The organism is Nonlabens sp. (assembly GCF_965657255.1).
GTDB lineage: Bacteria > Bacteroidota > Bacteroidia > Flavobacteriales > Flavobacteriaceae > Nonlabens.
Window position 1 is genome coordinate 1 of the sequence record NZ_CBFHNM010000009.1, and the last position, 17,335, is coordinate 17,335.

Annotated in this window: 18 protein-coding genes; 3 read left to right on the top strand and 15 right to left on the bottom strand. The window is 33.9% G+C overall.

Annotated elements, in window-relative coordinates; all coding sequences use genetic code 11:
- Positions 1–178 precede the first annotated feature (178 nt).
- Both cydB and ACTF54_RS10600 read right to left on the bottom strand, forming a co-directional pair.
- A complete protein-coding gene (gene cydB / locus ACTF54_RS10595) occupies positions 179–1,216 on the bottom strand; it encodes a cytochrome d ubiquinol oxidase subunit II (RefSeq protein WP_347196709.1) in 1,038 nt (345 codons plus the stop codon).
- Between the two features lie 3 nt (positions 1,217–1,219).
- Positions 1,220–2,575 (bottom strand): cytochrome ubiquinol oxidase subunit I, encoded by a 1,356-nt coding sequence (locus ACTF54_RS10600; RefSeq protein WP_347196710.1) that lies wholly within the window; start codon positions 2,573–2,575, stop codon positions 1,220–1,222.
- 268 nt (positions 2,576–2,843) lie between these two features.
- Between ACTF54_RS10600 and ACTF54_RS10605 the strand changes: the two genes are divergently transcribed.
- The gene (locus ACTF54_RS10605; protein ID WP_347196711.1) at positions 2,844–3,209 is read left to right on the top strand and encodes a hypothetical protein; all 366 of its coding nucleotides are present in this window, start codon (positions 2,844–2,846) and stop codon (positions 3,207–3,209) included.
- Between the two features lie 79 nt (positions 3,210–3,288).
- On the top strand, positions 3,289–5,391 hold the full coding sequence (locus ACTF54_RS10610) for a TonB-dependent receptor domain-containing protein (protein ID WP_438969316.1): 2,103 nt from the start codon (positions 3,289–3,291) through the stop codon (positions 5,389–5,391).
- A gap of 52 nt (positions 5,392–5,443) precedes the next feature.
- On the opposite strand, the gene ACTF54_RS10615 is transcribed toward ACTF54_RS10610, so the two are convergent.
- The 5 genes from ACTF54_RS10615 to ACTF54_RS10635 all read right to left on the bottom strand — a co-directional run bounded on the left by ACTF54_RS10615 (position 5,444) and on the right by ACTF54_RS10635 (position 10,870).
- Positions 5,444–6,049, bottom strand: a complete 606-nt coding sequence (locus ACTF54_RS10615; protein WP_347196713.1) for a class I SAM-dependent methyltransferase — start codon at positions 6,047–6,049, stop codon at positions 5,444–5,446.
- An 8-nt stretch (positions 6,050–6,057) separates the two neighbouring features.
- The gene (locus tag ACTF54_RS10620) at positions 6,058–6,531 is read right to left on the bottom strand and encodes a Dps family protein (protein WP_438969317.1); all 474 of its coding nucleotides are present in this window, start codon (positions 6,529–6,531) and stop codon (positions 6,058–6,060) included.
- A 61-nt stretch (positions 6,532–6,592) separates the two neighbouring features.
- Positions 6,593–7,258: a peroxiredoxin gene (locus ACTF54_RS10625; protein WP_347196715.1), complete on the bottom strand. Its 666-nt coding sequence runs from the start codon at positions 7,256–7,258 to the stop codon at positions 6,593–6,595.
- Between the two features lie 224 nt (positions 7,259–7,482).
- The gene (locus ACTF54_RS10630) at positions 7,483–9,381 is read right to left on the bottom strand and encodes a hypothetical protein (protein WP_438969318.1); all 1,899 of its coding nucleotides are present in this window, start codon (positions 9,379–9,381) and stop codon (positions 7,483–7,485) included.
- A 181-nt stretch (positions 9,382–9,562) separates the two neighbouring features.
- Complete coding sequence (locus ACTF54_RS10635; protein WP_438969319.1) at positions 9,563–10,870, bottom strand: NAD(P)/FAD-dependent oxidoreductase; 1,308 nt, start codon at positions 10,868–10,870, stop codon at positions 9,563–9,565.
- A 122-nt stretch (positions 10,871–10,992) separates the two neighbouring features.
- On the opposite strand from ACTF54_RS10635, the gene ACTF54_RS10640 reads away from it, so the two are divergent.
- Positions 10,993–11,583, top strand: a complete 591-nt coding sequence (locus tag ACTF54_RS10640; protein ID WP_347196719.1) for a class I SAM-dependent methyltransferase — start codon at positions 10,993–10,995, stop codon at positions 11,581–11,583.
- 10 nt (positions 11,584–11,593) lie between these two features.
- On the opposite strand, the gene ACTF54_RS10645 is transcribed toward ACTF54_RS10640, so the two are convergent.
- The 8 genes from ACTF54_RS10645 to ACTF54_RS10680 form a co-directional block, all read right to left on the bottom strand.
- On the bottom strand, positions 11,594–12,274 hold the full coding sequence (locus ACTF54_RS10645; protein ID WP_438969320.1) for an aspartate/glutamate racemase family protein: 681 nt from the start codon (positions 12,272–12,274) through the stop codon (positions 11,594–11,596).
- A gap of 24 nt (positions 12,275–12,298) precedes the next feature.
- On the bottom strand, positions 12,299–12,820 hold the full coding sequence (locus tag ACTF54_RS10650) for a hypothetical protein (RefSeq protein WP_347196721.1): 522 nt from the start codon (positions 12,818–12,820) through the stop codon (positions 12,299–12,301).
- 1 nt (position 12,821) lies between these two features.
- Positions 12,822–13,595 (bottom strand): DUF2490 domain-containing protein, encoded by a 774-nt coding sequence (locus ACTF54_RS10655; protein WP_438969321.1) that lies wholly within the window; start codon positions 13,593–13,595, stop codon positions 12,822–12,824.
- Positions 13,546–14,580, bottom strand: coding sequence for a Tll0287-like domain-containing protein (locus tag ACTF54_RS10660; protein WP_438969322.1), 1,035 nt, complete (start codon positions 14,578–14,580; stop codon positions 13,546–13,548). Before ACTF54_RS10660 ends, ACTF54_RS10655 begins: the two co-directional genes overlap by 50 nt.
- Before the next feature lie 33 nt (positions 14,581–14,613).
- On the bottom strand, positions 14,614–14,874 hold the full coding sequence (locus ACTF54_RS10665) for a YidH family protein (protein WP_347196724.1): 261 nt from the start codon (positions 14,872–14,874) through the stop codon (positions 14,614–14,616).
- The gene (locus ACTF54_RS10670; protein ID WP_347196725.1) at positions 14,874–15,140 is read right to left on the bottom strand and encodes a heavy-metal-associated domain-containing protein; all 267 of its coding nucleotides are present in this window, start codon (positions 15,138–15,140) and stop codon (positions 14,874–14,876) included. Before ACTF54_RS10670 ends, ACTF54_RS10665 begins: the two co-directional genes overlap by 1 nt.
- 177 nt (positions 15,141–15,317) lie before the next feature.
- Positions 15,318–15,680 (bottom strand): rhodanese-like domain-containing protein, encoded by a 363-nt coding sequence (locus ACTF54_RS10675; protein WP_438969323.1) that lies wholly within the window; start codon positions 15,678–15,680, stop codon positions 15,318–15,320.
- A gap of 103 nt (positions 15,681–15,783) precedes the next feature.
- Positions 15,784–17,196, bottom strand: a complete 1,413-nt coding sequence (locus tag ACTF54_RS10680; protein ID WP_347196727.1) for an MBL fold metallo-hydrolase — start codon at positions 17,194–17,196, stop codon at positions 15,784–15,786.
- Positions 17,197–17,335 lie beyond the last annotated feature (139 nt).

The window sequence follows — 17,335 nt, forward strand, 5'->3', positions numbered from 1 at the left end:
ACTTCTTCATCAAAGAACAACTAAATAAAAACTTTTTGTCTAATTTTAAAGTGTCCTATTTTTGTGGAAGCCTACACAAATACTACAATTTATATAGTTGCTTTCATTATAATTTTACATTTTCTAATAGGCTTTATATGGCTAGCTTTCAAATTGAATAAGAAAAAAGAAAAGTAAATTAATAACTCGTATCATCTAGTTTCACTTTACCATGAAAAGTTTTATACAAGAATAAAAAATATCCGGCTAAAAGCGGTGCACCTATACATACAATGGTTAACATAATACCTAGTGACTTTTGTGATGATGCTGCGTTGTAAATAGTAACACTATATTCTGGATCAATAGTAGAAGGTAACAATACAGGATATAGTTGTACTGCTACCAGCATTAATAAAAATGCCATCGTTAATGAGGAAAAAATTAGAGCTGTTCCATAACTTTTCTTTGATACTAATCGAGGCACATTTGCAACTGCTAGAAAGGCCAAAACAGGAATTATAAACAGTATAGGGTACTCTTTAAATCTATCTGTCACTCCAGGTAAAAATACGAGTGTGTATAAGGATGTTGCAGCAAAACTTACGATAAAGAAAATCATTCCTTTTTTAAGTAAAAACGTTAGTCTAGCGTGCAAACGACCTTCAGTTTTTAACAGTAGGAAGATAGCACCTTGCGTCATAAATAGGGATACTGTGGTAAAACCTACCATAATCGCGTATGGATTTAAGAAAGAGAAAAACATACCGCCTTTATAGCTTAAATTTTCTCCAATAGCGATGCCTTGTAAAATGTTTGCAACCACAACACCTAGCAAGAACGAGATTAAGACATTAGATATGAAATAGGTAATATCCCAAGCCTTACGCCACCACAACATTTCTTCTGCACTTCTAAATTTTATAGCTGCAGAGCGTAGTACTAACAACATTAGAAATAGCATAAATGGTACGTACATAGACGACAACATCGTTGCATACATCACTGGGAAACCAGCAAATAATGCGCCACCACCTATCACTAACCATACTTGATTTGCATCCCACAAAGGGCCGATAGCATTAATCGCAATACGCCTGCTCATATCTTTTTTGAAAAATAAATGCCAAGCGCCAGCACCATAATCAAAACCTTCTAAAATGGCATAGCCTGAGAATAATAAACCGACTACTAGAAACCAAAGTGTTGGATAATCTATACCTAAAAAATATTCCATCTATTAAACGTATTTTAAAAATTCATCTGGATGCTTTGCCTCATCATAAGGACCATGTTTTATTTTCTTATTTACAGAGTAAATGAATAGTAAAAATAAAATGGTGTAAACAACTAGAAATAATATCAACGAGAATAGAATCTGGTTAGAAGAAACTTCTTGAGAAAACCCTTCGTCTGTTCTTAAATGACCGTAAACTATCCATGGTTGTCTTCCCATTTCTGCAGAGAACCATCCTACTTGATTTGCTATTTGAGGCAGCAATACCGAGAATGCAAATATCTTTAAAAGCCACTTTTTGTCAAACAGTGTGCCTCTCCACCACAAGAAACTAGCATATATGGTCAGTCCTATAAGAAGCATACCTATAGAGATCATAATGTGATAAAATTGGAATACAGCATTTACTTGTCCTGGTCTATCTTCTTTTGCAAATGCATTTAAACCGGTTACTGGTGTATCAAAATCTTGATGTAGTAAGAAAGATAAACCACCTGGTAATTTAACTCCTGTAACTTCTTGTGTCTCATTGTCTACCCATCCAAATAAGTACAAATCTGCTGCTGCGGACTCTTCATAATGTCCTTCCATAGCTGCTAGTTTTGCAGGTTGATGTTCTGCTACAATTTCGGCAGATCTGTGCCCAGAAAATAGCTGTGTCAATGAAATAATTGTAGCAAGACCTAATGCGACTTTAAAAGCTTTTTTAGAAATTTCAACATATCTTCCTTTAAGTAAATAATACGCGTGTACACTCAATACTAAAAAGGCACCAGCAAGAAAAGCGCCTTGCCATACGTGTATGATTCTATCGACACTAGATGGATTAAAAACCATTTCCCAGAAATCAGTTACTTCTGCGCGAGCATTAAAACCTTCTCCTACAATGTGATATCCAGCTGGCGTTTGTTGCCAGCTATTTGCTACTACAATCCATACCGCCGAAAACATCGAGCCTAAAAACACACCTATGGTTGAGATGAAATGCACCTTAGGTGACACTCTATTCCAGCCAAAGAGTAGAATCCCGAGAAAGGCGCTTTCTAATCCAAATGCAAACAAACCTTCAGCAGCAAGTGCGCTCCCAAAAATGTCTCCTACATATCTGGAATACACGGACCAATTTGTCCCAAATTCAAACTCCATTATAATTCCAGTGGCTACTCCGATACCGAATGTGATGGCAAATATTTTTAACCAAAAACGAGTTAACACCTCGTAATGTTTATTTCCAGTTTTCAAATACATCCCTTCAAAAAACACCATTATCAACCCTATCCCTATACTTAAAGGTGGGTAGATGTAGTGAAAGGCAATAGTAAAAGCAAACTGGATTCTAGCAAGAATTTCTGTATCCATAGTTTCTGGGAATTTTATCAGCAAATTTAAACGTACTAACTAAGTTATCGGGTAACACAGGTTACATAATTATACTTTCTATGACTTTTGATTTGTGTAACTTTAGTTGCATTAGGCGTTATCATTTTAAAATACTTTTGTAATAATTTCTGACTTTCAAGTCTGGATATTTTCATAAAATCGCTTTTGCGAAAGCGTAACAAATAAATCAATTTTGAAAATGGTTTTTATCAGTTTATTAGAAAATATTATGCCTTAATTTTGTTTTGTGAAGTTATGTAGCTTAATCATATTATCCCTTTTGTTGTTAAGTAATAGTCTTAAAGTCACCATAGTTTATACGTGGTATACACTAGATGTGGATAGTTTTATTGAGCAATTGTGTGAAAATAAAGACAGACCTCAGTTAAAATGTGATGGTAAATGCTATTTAAGTAAAATAAGTAAAGATGCGTCTGGTCAAAACGACCAAACATTACCTTTACTGGAATGGGAGTCCTGGTTCTTTTTTAATCCAGCGATTATTTTTGATGATTTATTAATTACTACTATTTCACTAGATAAAAACTTTTACTACCTCACAACTTTCCCTAAAGACATTACCAATACTATTTTTCATCCTCCACAGGTATAATTTTCATATATAATTTAAAAAGAGAAAACTCATTTTAGTTTTCTCAAGACGATTGATGTTCAATTTTGAAAATTCACAAATGAAAATAATAAAATTTGCGTTATTATACGCATTTATTCCTGTATCAATAGTAGCACAGGAAACTGTAAAAAAAGATACTACAACAACAAAACCTATTAATTTAAATACCGTAATCGTTACTGGACAAGGAACTACAGATCCGGTTCTCACCAAGGTAAAAACAGATTTAGTTAAAAAAGTGGTTCAACCCAAAAACGTTGCTGATTTATTCAATGATTTCAATGGATTTTCACTCATCAAACGTGGAAACTATGCCATCGATCCATCTTTTAGAGCCTCACAATATGAGCAACTCAATATTCTGTTTGATAGTGGTACAAAGGCAATGCACGCCTGCCCAAACAGAATGGATCCAATAACGACGCACGTAGTTCCAGAAGATATTGAACGTATAGAAGTTATAAAAGGACCTTATACGGTAAGATACGGTGCTACTTTTGGAGGAGTTATAAACCTCGTAACTCAAAAACCTAGCGCTATGGATAACGGTTTTCACGGCAGCATAAGCAGCGGTTATGAAACTAATGGAAATGCATTAGTCTCTTCCTTAAAACTGCATCAAATCACAGACAAGTACGATGTTACAGCTACCGCTGGTTATCGTGATTTTGGAAACTATGAAGATGGTGATGGAACTGAAATTCCTAGCGCCTTCAGAAGTCTTGATTATGGCTTGAGATTAGGCTACAATATTAAAGACAATCAAAGAATCCAGGCACACTGGCGACAGTCTTATGGAAGAGATGTATTACATGCTGGACTACCTATGGATACTGATGAGGATAACAGCTCCATTTTATCATTAGATTATAAAATTTCTGACGTGGGCGATTTTATAGAAGAAATTAATGCCAAAGCTTATTATTCTTATGTAGATCATATTATGTCTAACGCAAGACGACCTTCTTCTATGATGACTGAAGCTTTATCTACCATAGATGCCACAACGGCTGGTGGAAAAGTAGAGTTCAAAATGAAACCCACAGAAAAATGGATTTCATATGGTGGAATCGATGCTTTACTTATTGCCCGTGATGGCGGGAGAACACGTACCGTAAAGCGCAATATGATGGGCGACCTCTTACCACAACCTATGGTGTTTCAAGACAAAGTTTGGCAGGATTCTTATATAAATGACTACGGGCTTTTTGCTGAAAATAAGTATGCTCTTTCTAATAAAACGATTCTTACGGCAGGTGTTCGTTATGATCTGGTAATTTCAGATATACAAGATCCCGAAGCCGATTTTCAAGAATTATATACTGATTTAGGACAACGTGATGAACACAATGTCTCTGCAACGGTTTCCATGAAGCACAGACTTTCAGGAAATAATAAATTGGAAATAGCTTATGGTCGTGGCGTGCGGTCTGCAAATATGATAGAGCGCTATATCAATCACTTTTCTGTAGGTCAAGACCCATTTGAATATGTCGGGAACCCTAATTTAGATGCTGAGGTGAATAATCAGTTTGAAATAGGTTTTAAGGGAAGAAAAGCCTTCACTAAAGGGATTGATGCGCTACGCTATAGCATTTCTGGCTATTATTCATTATATGAAAACTACATCGTAGCTGTGGTTGACCCAACGCTAGACCGCAAATTTATGCCCAATGCACAACCTCAAGAGGTAAAGCGTTTTATTAATATAGACGATGCCTACAAAACAGGTTTTGAGGCTGAAGCTGCCATAGATTTTGCAAAACACTTCAATTTTAATGCAGCAATGGCTTATGTATATGCGAGAAATGAAGACCTTGATGAATCACTGCCACTAACGCCACCTTTAACAACGCGCTTAGGTTTCGGTTTTGAAAAAGAAAAAGTATGGGCAAGTTTAGATTATACGATTACTTCTCGACAAGACCAGATTTCAACAAGTTTTAGAGAGCAGGAAACCGCTGGTTATGAGACTTTGGATTTGAGATTAGGTATAAAACCTTATAAAAATGTACAGTTAGGATTGGCCGTTTTAAACGTTTTTGATGAAACCTATAACAACCACTTGAACTTTTCATTTACTAATCAAGCAGATTTTGGTCGTGTACCGATCAATGATCCAGGAAGAAACTTCTCGGTGTTTGCAAAGTTTGATTTTTAATGATTTGCTTTAACATTACAAGCCCTTTTGATAGTTTCAAAAGGGCTTTTTTTTATTGCTTGATACCTACAAATCGTATCACTTCTGCTTCGCCTTTATGGTAGTTACCTTCAGATAATGTGATGGTTTCTTCTCTTAATTGCTCAAATTTTAATCCAGCAAATTCGGTCTCTATTTCTTCAATAGAAAATAACATCTCGATATTTTTAGGTCCTCCAGAAGGTTTTCCTAATTGCGCTTTCGCGAAAGCTTCAAAAATAACTTTCCCATTAAGCTTTAAGAACTTTAAGAGATGTTGAAATGCTTCTTTTCTTATTTCTATAGGAAAATGGGCGTAACAAAATCCTATTGCATTAAATTGGATATCAGTTTTAAAGTTTAGCACGCTAGTAATTTGATAATCTACGTTAACCTTTTGTTTTTCTGACAATTGCATGAATTTCTCCTTACCACTTGTACTTATATCAAAGGCAACAACATCCCAACCTTGCAACGCCGCATACACCGCATTACGGCCTTCACCTTCGGCAGGTAGGAGTACCTTTCCTGCCGCTAACTGGTCTAATTGTTCTTTGAAAAACACATTGGGTTGTGTGCCATAGACATATTCTTTTTCGGCATAGCGTTCATTCCAAAAGTCTGCTGGGTATTGTTTCATAAATTATATTAGTCTTGGTAAGCAGACAACATCCATACAAGTTTCTCTTGTTGTACAATATAGTCACTCATCAGAGCGACCGTTCCTTCATCGTTTGCATCGCCGGCAATTGATAATATAGCTCTCTCTTTGCTTAAAAGAATCTTTAACGATTCTAAGATACTATTGATAGCTACTTCACCATCTGTCACGTTTTCTGCAGATTTTATCTCTGACGCATCTAAGTATGCATTAAAAGCATGCAAAGGTGTTGCGCTTAAGGTTAGAACACGCTCAGCAATTTCATCAACCTTGATTAAGGCATCGTTATAAAGTTCTTCAAACTTAAGATGAAGTTCAAAGAATTTCTTTCCTTTTATATTCCAGTGAAAACCTCTTAGGTTCATGTAGAATAATTGATAGTTTGCAAGAAGATCGTTAAGCTGGACTGCTGTGTTTTGAGAAGCCTCAATGTCTAATCCTATATTGTTCATATTTTTCATAATGCTATATTTAATAATTAAAAAAGGGCTTTAGTAAAAGTACATAAAGCCCTGATTTTATTTATATATCTTTTTTTGCTAAGTACCACGTAATTTTTTCTACAGAATCATCTGCTAGTCTATCATTTAAAGCATCTAATGACTTAGGTGGTGGACAGATCGCTTGATCACCTCTTTTCCAATCTAATGGCATTGCTACTTTATGCTTATCAGACATTTGTAACGCATCAAGAGCTCTTAAAATTTCATCCATGTTACGACCAACGTTAAGTGGATAATACATGATAAGTCTTATTTTTTTTGAAGGATCAATGAAGAATACGGCTCTTACTGCAGCGGTCTCACTTTCATTAGGTTGTAGCATTCCATAAAGTTTTGATACCTTCATGTCAATGTCTGCGATAATTGGGAAGTCAAAGTAAACGCCTGTGTTTTCTCTTACGTTTTGTACCCAACCTAAATGTGCGTGAATACTATCTATACTTAAACCTAATAACTCTGTATTAAGTGCATCAAACTCAGCTTTTCTTTCAGCAAAACCACTCATTTCTGTGGTACAAACTGGTGTAAAATCTGCTGGATGCGAAAACATAACTGTCCATTTGTCTTTTGCAAATTCAGACATTTTAATGTTTCCTTTAGTAGTAACAGCTTCAAAATCTGGTGCAGTATCACCTATTCTAGGCATAGATACTACGTTTTCTTGTAATTCATTTTCGTTATTCATAATAGTTAAAATTTATTGTTTTATTAATATGTTATAAATTTACGCTATGTAAAAGTTAGCGTCGGTAACACAGGTTACATAACGTTGGATTTCACAAAATTCTAACAAAACAGATCTTATTTATAGGAAGACTTGAGCGATTATCGTTCAATTATTGTAAATAAAAAAGAGCAACCATTACAGCTGCTCTTTGGACATTTAAAATTTACTAAATCAATATTAATCTATCTAATCACTAGTTTTTTAGAAATTAGCAAGCTCATTTCCTTCAACTTAACATCAGTAATGTTAATAGGTGCCGTACGATTTCTTTTATCTAAAATGTTTTTAGGGATGCGATAAATCGATTTTGAAGAGAAGGTGATGACATCTTCATCAGTGATGATGTAATCATTTACCACCTCACTAAATGAATTACCATTAGATATCACTTTCAATTTATCATGCTCAGGATCATATTGTGTCAGGTTACCGTTAGATAACATCCATAGATAAGAACCATCAGCCTGTATATTGTTGAAAATAGTGCTTTCATTGATGGGTGATTGTGTAATTACGCTTTCGCGAAAGCGAGACCCTAAATCATCTTTCTCACAAATTAAGAAAGTACCTGATTTAGTCGCTATCCATAATTCTTCCTGCTTTATTGTTAATGAATTAGAATAAATGGAAGCGTTTTTATGAGTTAATTCTATAAGTGTATTATGCCTGGCATCATACATATAAGTCCCGTCTATAAATGAAATAATGATGCGATTATTATCGATGACGAGCGCCTCTTTAACGCGTTGCTGCCTTATCGTGTAAGCCTGAGATTTATCGTATGAATTTTTATAAAAAAGTGCCTCTTTAAAATTACCGTAGAATAAAAGAGTATCATTAAGCCGTGTTATACTTTTTGCGCTGTTGTAGAATAAGTCATGTTCAACAAGCTGTCCGTTATTTAGATCTAAGGTGTAAGAATCGTTTCCTATACCGCTTATGATTAGTTTTTTATATTGAGTATCATAGTATAAATACTCGATAAAATTTGAATCTTTTAATTGATACTTCTTAGTAAAGCTTGAAGGATGCTCATAGATATATATTCCACCTAAACTAGTACCTATTACCATTTTATTAGAACCTAATGGATAACTAGCCGTCACTTTTTCCTTTGGGTTTTCTATGGTAAAGCGTCGTTTGTTGATGTCTGATACAATAAACAATCCGTTATCCAAAGATGTAGCCCATAGGTTGCCATTAAAATCCTTCATTATACTAGAGATTGATTGTGATTTCAATAAATGCAACGGATTAATTAATATGTCCTTTTTTAAAGTATATCGCCAGACTCCATCGTTAGTACAAAACCATAATTGATCATTAATTACCTTTATATTATAAATACGATTAGTCCTTAATTCTTGAGGAACCTTTAAAGGGGTTTTCCTATTCTGCGCGTCTATGTGAATAATCTTATTTTCATTATTAAGCATGTAGTGAATCAATAATTCTTCTTGAAACCTAGTAATCATGGGAGCAATTACATTGCTTAAGTCGATGCTGGTGATTGACGTTACTGTTTCGTTGTCAATCAGATCAATACTGAAGTCATCTTGAGGTGGATTGAGCGAAAGTAATTGAGTTGCACCAGAACTTGTGGTGGCACTCAATGTAAGCTTAGATGATATTTTTTCAACTACCTTACTTTTTCTATTAATACTGAATATACCATTATTGCGTGTAAATAATTGTACTGATGCCTCTTTAACTTGAAAAGGCGACAACTGGCCACCAGTAAGGTCACGAGCGTCGTAGAACAATTGTAATTGATCATCTTTTACATAAAATATCTGACCATAGAGATTATTACACCATAAGATTCCATCTTGATCAAGTGTAAGATTAAATACCGTAATTGCTCGTTGCTTTTCATTAGTATAAGTAATGAATTGATCACCATCATATTTAACTAATCCATTACCACTCGCTAACCATATATTATAATTGTAGTCTTCTACTATATCATAATAAATTGCAGTCGGTAATTGATCGGTATTGAACAAATGATCATACACGACATTTTGCGCATAAAGAATAGAGGAGCAAGTTAAAAACAGAATTACAAAAAGTCTAGACAAAAAATATATTTAAAAAAGCAAAACTAAAAAAGATTAAAAATAAATAGACATCTTTTTTTTAAAGTACAGCTCTTCTTTTCTAACTTAAAGAATTATCGAAAGAATTTATGAATTCAAAAGTGTAATAATGAAAAAAGGCAAAGCAATACGCTTTACCTTCTAACATCATTAAAATTAAAAATTACACGTCTTGTCCCTTCATCATTTTATTCCAGTATAAGTATGGTAAACCAAATTTCTTGAGCATCCACAATCTCCAGTGCTCTTTGGCACTATTTGAGATTAATAGATATTTTAATTTTGGATCTGGTGTAAACTTTCCAGTATAGTCAAATTCGGCAAGAACCATCTTGCCATAATCTGTTACAAGTGGACAAGACGAGTAACCTTTATACAACATTGAACCTATCTTGTTTTGTTGAATTAGTTTACTGATATTATCTACCACCACTGGTACTTCTTTACGAATGGCTGCTCCAGTCTTTGCAGTAGGTAATGCAGCTACATCGCCCAGTGAAAAAATATTTGTATATTTTTTATGTTGCAAGGTGTTGATATCTACATCTACCCAACCAGCATCGTTTACAAGGTCAGATTCTTGAATAAATTTAGGTGCTACTGATGGTGGTGCGGTATGTAACATATCGTAATGAATACCGTAACGTCCATCTTTTTTAGTGACCTTCACATCTTTATAATTGTACTGGAAAGTTTCATCTAGGTATTTACCATCATCATCACCAGACATTATTACACAGCCTCCAGCTTGAATATCTTTAGTGAGTTCATACCATGCAATTTTATTAGCTCCATCTACTTCTACAAGTTTATGGTTAAATCTTAAGTTGATGTCTTTACGATCAACAACTTCCATCAAGGTTTCTGCTATTTCTTTTGTACCAAAAATAACAGTTCCCGCCGTTGCAAAAATGACATTGGTATTTGATTTTGTATTGCTTTTTGCCCAATGGCTTTCTGCGAGATACATAATTTTTTGAGGTGCACCACCACATTTAATAGGTGTAGCAGGTTGCGTAAATAGGGCAGTACCACCTTTAAAGTTTTTAATGACATCCCATGTATGTTTAGGATCTGTATAATTACTACAAACAACACCTTTATCCATTGCCTCTCCTAGACCTGGTACTAAACTAAAATCATAAGCCAGTCCAGGAGCAACGACTAAATAATCATAGGTGATATCTCCATTTATAGAAGTATGAACGGTGTTATTTATGGCATCAAAACCAGTTGCTTTATCCTTTATCCATTGGGTACCTTCAGGAATAACTTCGGCCATTGGCTTTCCTGTTTTATCGTAATCATAAGCACCAGCACCTACTAAAGTCCACGCAGGCTGGTAATAATGCGTATCAGCTGGTTCTATTATTGCAATACTGCTCGTTTTCTTTTTTTGTAAAAGTTGTGCTGCTGTCATTATACCTGCAGTTCCTCCACCTATTATTAAGATTTGATAGTGCGATGCCATTTCTTGAATTTGATTTATTAATTTGATAAATATAATGGTACATTTTGTGGGATTATGTAACTCAGGTTACATAAGTTTGAGAATTATAATGATATCATTACTAGAAATTTAATTTATAGTCAGTGAAACAGGAGACATTAACCCAACTTGTAGGAAATACCGATATTTATATTATAGATCAAATAATGAAAGAACGTTATCTGAAAAATGATAAAATACTGGATGCTGGTTGCGGAGAAGGAAGAAACTTAAAATGGTTTTATTTAAATGGATTTGATATTTCTGGAATTGACACTGATGTAGATAGATTGCAAAATGCCAAAATACTTTATCCTAAAGCCGCTTCTCAATTTCAAGTTAGCAATTTAGAACAATTACCCTACAAGGATGAATCATTTAATCATGTGCTTTGTAGTGCGGTACTACACTTTTCAAACGATGAAACTCACTTTTATAAAATGTTCTCAGAACTTTCAAGAGTTTTAAAAACAGGAGGATCTCTATTTATAAGAGTTGCATCAAATATTGGGCTAGACGGTCATAAGCCTTATTTAAAAGAAAGTCAGACCAATAGAGAAGGAACCTTTTTCATCACTAGGGCAATTATAAAAAGTTTAATAGAAAAATACTCTTTTGAGCTTATTGATCCTATTAAAACTACAAACGTTCAAGATATAAGAGCGATGACTACATTAGTCATGCGTAAGACTTAAAACGTATTGATTAAGAAAGAATAAAATCAACGGCCATTTGTGCATGTAGTTCTGTTGTAGCAAGTAAGGGTATGTTAACCTCTTCCTGTGTTACCAGCAAAGGAAGTTCTGTACAACCTAAAATTATTCCATCTGCACCTTTTTGGACTAATAATTCTATTTGTTGGATAAAAAACTGTTTTGCCTCACTGGTAAAATGGCCTTGAGTAAGTTCCTTTGATACATGGTTATGAGCTACGTTTATATGTTTTATTTCTGGTATAAACGTTTGTATATCATAATTAACTTGTAAAATATTGGGTATAAAATCCCCTGTCATGGTAGGCCTATTACCTAAAAGACCTAATTTATTTAAACCTTTTTTCTTTGCCTTTTTTCCTGTAGCATCTGCAATGTGTAATATAGGAATGTTGATTTTAGGCTGTACATAATTATAAACCATATGCGGCGTGTTTGCACATATAACAATCGCCTTTGCTCCAGCGTGTTCTAATTTTTGTGAGACTTCTAAGTATTTAGAATAAATTTTTTCTTTGTTTTGTTCCCGCATCAATTCAATGTTAATGCTATAAATGATAAGTTCAGGATTTCCTTGTGAGCCTATTTCTTTGCCTACCAGAACATTAATTAATCGATAATATTCAATAGTAGAGTGCCAAGATGTGCCACCTATAAGTCCAATTGTTTTCATTGATTTATCAATTTATTTAGATTATTAAAGTTTAAGCCCAATGCCTAAACCTAGATTCCAAGTATTGTAACCGTCAAATCGCTGATCTAAAAATAACGTAGGTAATAGGTAAAGTGAATTTGTAATATCTTTTTCATATTCAATTCCTAACCTCATAAGATAAAAAGATTCTTCTTTTTCTAATTCAACACCAGGACCGACGGTTAAAACAAAACCACCGCCAAATTGATATAAAGCATCAAGAGTAAGCACCAACGGATTGACTCTTTCTATCTCCATATTATCCTCATCAAGAATGATAAAAGTCTCGATCTCGACATCATTATGTAGTCCTAAACCCCATTTGTGGTTGAACCAGTATTCTACATCGAGACCCCAAGATGGCACAAACACATTATCAACACCTTCTGTATTAATAAGCGTGTGACCTATAATACCAGCAATTCTAAAACCACTTCCATCATGATCTTCTTTAGTGTGTTCTTGCGCATTTATAAAAAATCCAGTCGTTAGAATTAGCATTAAAGTGAGTTGAAGCTTTTTCATTCTAAATTTTATAAGTTATGGTAGTTTCCCAAATTTGATTATTAATAAACAGATTGCTTCTTTTTGCATAGATATCATGATACCCAGAGCGTATTTTAATATGCTCGCTTGCGCGAAAACTAAAACCCAAAAACATCCAGTTTTGATCTAGCTTTTCTGGCCTCAACCCATTACCAAAATCCAAATGTGCCTCGTCGTAAAAGACCAAGTTTAAAACACGATGATTTGAAAATGATTTTAATGGCACGCTTATTTGAAATTTATATCGAAATCTATTTCTGTTTTTGATACCATTTGTCACGAACTCGTTAGGCTCTATCTCTACAATATTTTGCTGGAAACGTTCTTCAAAACGCAAACGATGATCAAATGAAAATTTTGAGAATTTATGTTTGATAGTGAGTTGTTGGAATATATTATTCTCGATAAAATCTATTGGAGTGCTGTAATTTGAATAGTTATAGTTTTTAATATAACTGTACCCTATAGCAATATCCAGATCATTTTCAAAAGTGTAATGTAAAAAGGGTCTTATTATGAATTGTTCCCAATTTTTCAAAAAATTAGTACGTCTTAAGTTAAACTCTGTATTAATAGCCCACTTCTTATTCAGTTTTTTATGAATATCAAAGGTATTCCAACTACTATAATGAGTCTCTTTATCTTGCGCAGTAACATTAAAAATGGATATTGCTATAAATACAACAATAAATAATTGCTTCATTTTATTGCTTATAGGTAATACTCCAGATACCACGTACTTCGTTAATACCATAGCCTGTTGCTTTATCCTCAGGATAAAGAGATGTGATTGCAGTAAACACTGATGGCTCTATGTTTTTATTTGGACTACCATGACATTGCAAACACATGGAGTTAGTAGTTATAGGGGCATAAAATTTTACCGTACCATCTTCAATTGTTGTTACAGGTTCATATTTTTCATTATTTGCAATGGCTTTTTTAAACTTTTCTATAATGCCCAATTCTTTAGCGTTTGCTTGATTCTCTACGTTACGTGGTTTATCAGAAACTCGTCTTATCGATGCATTTTGCGCTACTGCCATACTATCTGTAATAGGATAGGCTTGTTTATTGCAAAATTTCACTGCTTCTAAAGTTCCTTTTTTCTGAATGGTTCCCATCAAGTTTTTGCCTAGTTCTTTTTTCGTACTAAAAGCATATTCCATTCCTATCTCAGTATGGGTTTTTGATTCCGCTTTCGCGTAAGCATTACCAGTATCAACATTATCAGTACCATCTACATCTTTTCCATCATTACGGTATTGTAATTTACCTTTACTTTCTTCTTCAATATGATCTTTAAACCATTCTGGTTCGTCAATTTTAAAATCATACATATAATCTGAAATCTGCTTGATGTCTGCTTTTTCAAAAGGTTGATATGGCATCAAATTAAAACGACGTACTGCACCACGCATTTTAGATTTTTCTTTGGTAGGTTTTTCTACAAAGTGCCAGATAGCATTTGCAAATTCCTCTTTAGTAATATCGTCAGTCTTGTAATGGGACTTTACAGCTACCATAGGTGGAGCAATTCTATTATCGTGATCAGCAGTTGGGTTATGACACAAGTAGCATTTAGCTTCCATCAGTTTTTTACCAGGATGGTTAGTTGCGGTGTAAGTACCTGTTTTCTTTACTTCTGACTGATTTGAGTAGTCGTTCTTTTTTGTGTCCTGACAACTTGCTAGTACAAGCATTAAGATGGCAACTGGTATTATGGTATAAATTTTCATGAACTAATTATTAGGTCTAATTGAGCTTAATTATTAAGTGATATAGTATTTTCTAATGTTTCTCTTCACATATAAAAATCTTATGAAACCAATTAAGAATAGAAGAGGAGCTATGATAATAAGCATAATACCTATCCATCTAATTTCAATCAACATATCAAGTTTAAGAATGGCAAAACCAGAGCTCAAGAAAACGATAAAGGTTCTAAAATATGCAAGAAAAGTTCTTTCATTAGCAAGCCTGGTTCTGTCTATTGCGAGTTTATCTGTTAAGGAGAGAATAATTTTCTCCATTACTTCATCTTTCCCGTAGCGCAGCTTACAAAGGATTTTGCTTTTGAAAGCATGCCATTTTCATCTTCAATCGATGGGTAACCAAGTGTTTTTAATCTTTCTTTTACGGTTAATGCCTCATCTGGACCGATGGCTGAAAACGAAACGGTAGATGCATCAGCATCTACAACTATGTCTGTTATATTCTCTAATTGAGATAGTTTTGAGGTAATGGTATTTGCACAACCACCACATTTTAAATTTTGAACTATTATTGAAGTTTTCATTTGCTTTGGTTTATATAGCAAGTTATATGAAAGCTGAAGTCTAGGTAGTAACCTATGTTACACAACAGAAGATTTTTAGAAAGAATCTATAATTAATGTTACGCCTTCGCGAAAGCGTAACAAAAAAGAAAGACCCAAACGATCATCCTTAATTTAAATAATGAAAACAGGTTTAGATTACCAATTTAAATAACCGCCTTTAAGATCAAATATCTTTTTAAAACCGAGACTATCTAATTGGTGAGCCGCTTTCTGACTGCGATTACCAGATCTGCAATACACATAGACTGGCTTTTCTTTATCTAGCTTTTTAACGGCCGATATAAAATCACTTTGATTAAAAAAATCAATGTTGACAGCATTTTCAATGTGACCACCATTAAATTCATTAGGTGTTCTCACGTCTACTAATTGAACATCTTTAGAATGAATAGCAGTTTTAAATGCAGATGGATCTAGAATTTTTATAGTATCATTTTTTTGTGCATTGGAACCGAATAATGAGGATAAGAATGACATAAGTATTAGTATTAATTTCATTTTAATTTGTGAAGCTTATAAGTGATATAAGTACTTATAATTCTTTGAAAAAGACGCCCAATTTATTATTAATTAGGCGTCGTAATTATGTTTAAAAATAATATTACAATAGAGTAGTAGGGCAAACATATTCCGTTTTTGCAACTCCTGTTTCAGATATCTCTTTAAAGCCACCTATAACATCTACAAAATCACTCCATCCTCTTTGTTTTAGTATGGAAGAGGCAATCATACTTCTATATCCACCAGCACAATGCAATATGAACGGTTGGTCTTTAGGTATTTGAGCTAGATGTTGATTAATTTCATTCAACGGTATATTAACTGCATCTATAACATGCTCAGATTGATATTCACTATTCTTGCGTACATCAATCACTAAAGGTTTTTTAGTATTGAATTGTTTTTCAAATTCTTGTGGCGATATTCTGCTTACAGTTTCCATATCTTTTCCAGAGGTTTTCCATGAAGCAAATCCGTCTTTTAAGTATCCAATAGTATGATCATAACCTACTCTAGACAGCCTAGTAATTGCTTCCTCTTCTTTACCTGCATCAGTAATTAAAAGGATTTCTTGTTTAACATCAGGTATCATTTCTCCTACCCATTGGGCAAAATTACCTTCTAGTCCTATGTTGATACTATTAGGAATAAAACCTTTTGCAAATTCACTGGCATCTCTAGTATCTAACATAAGTGCACCAGATTCATTTGCTAATAATTCAAACTCAATAGGATTAAGCGGTTTTGTTGCTCTATCCATTACCGTATCCAGACTTTCATAACCCTTGATATTCATTAAAACATTTTGAGGAAAATAGCTAGGTGGTGCAGTTAAACCTGTAAGAAGTGTTTTAATAAACTCTTCTTTAGTCATATTCTGTAAGGCATAATTGGTCTTCTTCTGATTTCCTAAAGTGTCTGTAGTTTCTTTACTCATCATTTTTCCACAAGCAGATCCTGCACCATGATTAGGATATACAATCAAATCATCACTTAAAGGAATTATTTTGTTTCTCAAGGAATCATAAAGATGTCCTGCTAGTTTTTCTTCGGTAAGTTCAGAAACGACATGCTGTGCAAGATCTGGTCGACCTACGTCACCGATAAAAAGAGTATCACCTGTAATAATACCGTGTTCCTTACCATTTTCATCAATTAGAAGGTAAGTCGTACTTTCCATAGTATGACCAGGTGTGTGAATTACTTTAATCTTGTAATCACCGATTTCAAACACCTCACCATCTACCGCGGTAGTTGCGTCATAAGCAGGGCTTGCTCCAGGACCGAATACGATTTCTGCTCCAGCCTTCTTTTGTAAGTCTAAATGACCACTCACAAAATCTGCATGAAAATGTGTTTCAAATACATATTTAATTTTTGCCCCATCTTTTTGTGCACGATCTAGATAGGGTTGTACTTCTCTTAATGGATCAAAAACTGCGGCAACGCCATTACTTTCAATATAATATGCTGCATGTGCAATACATCCTGTATAAATTTGCTCTACTTTCATTTTGGTATGTTTTATAAATTGAACAGGATAAAATTAAAACCTAAACAAAACTTTATTAGTAACATAGGTTACAGTAATGCATAAAAGACAGTGAATTGCTATTGTCTTATTTAATGTATGCATGTATTTCTTACAACAT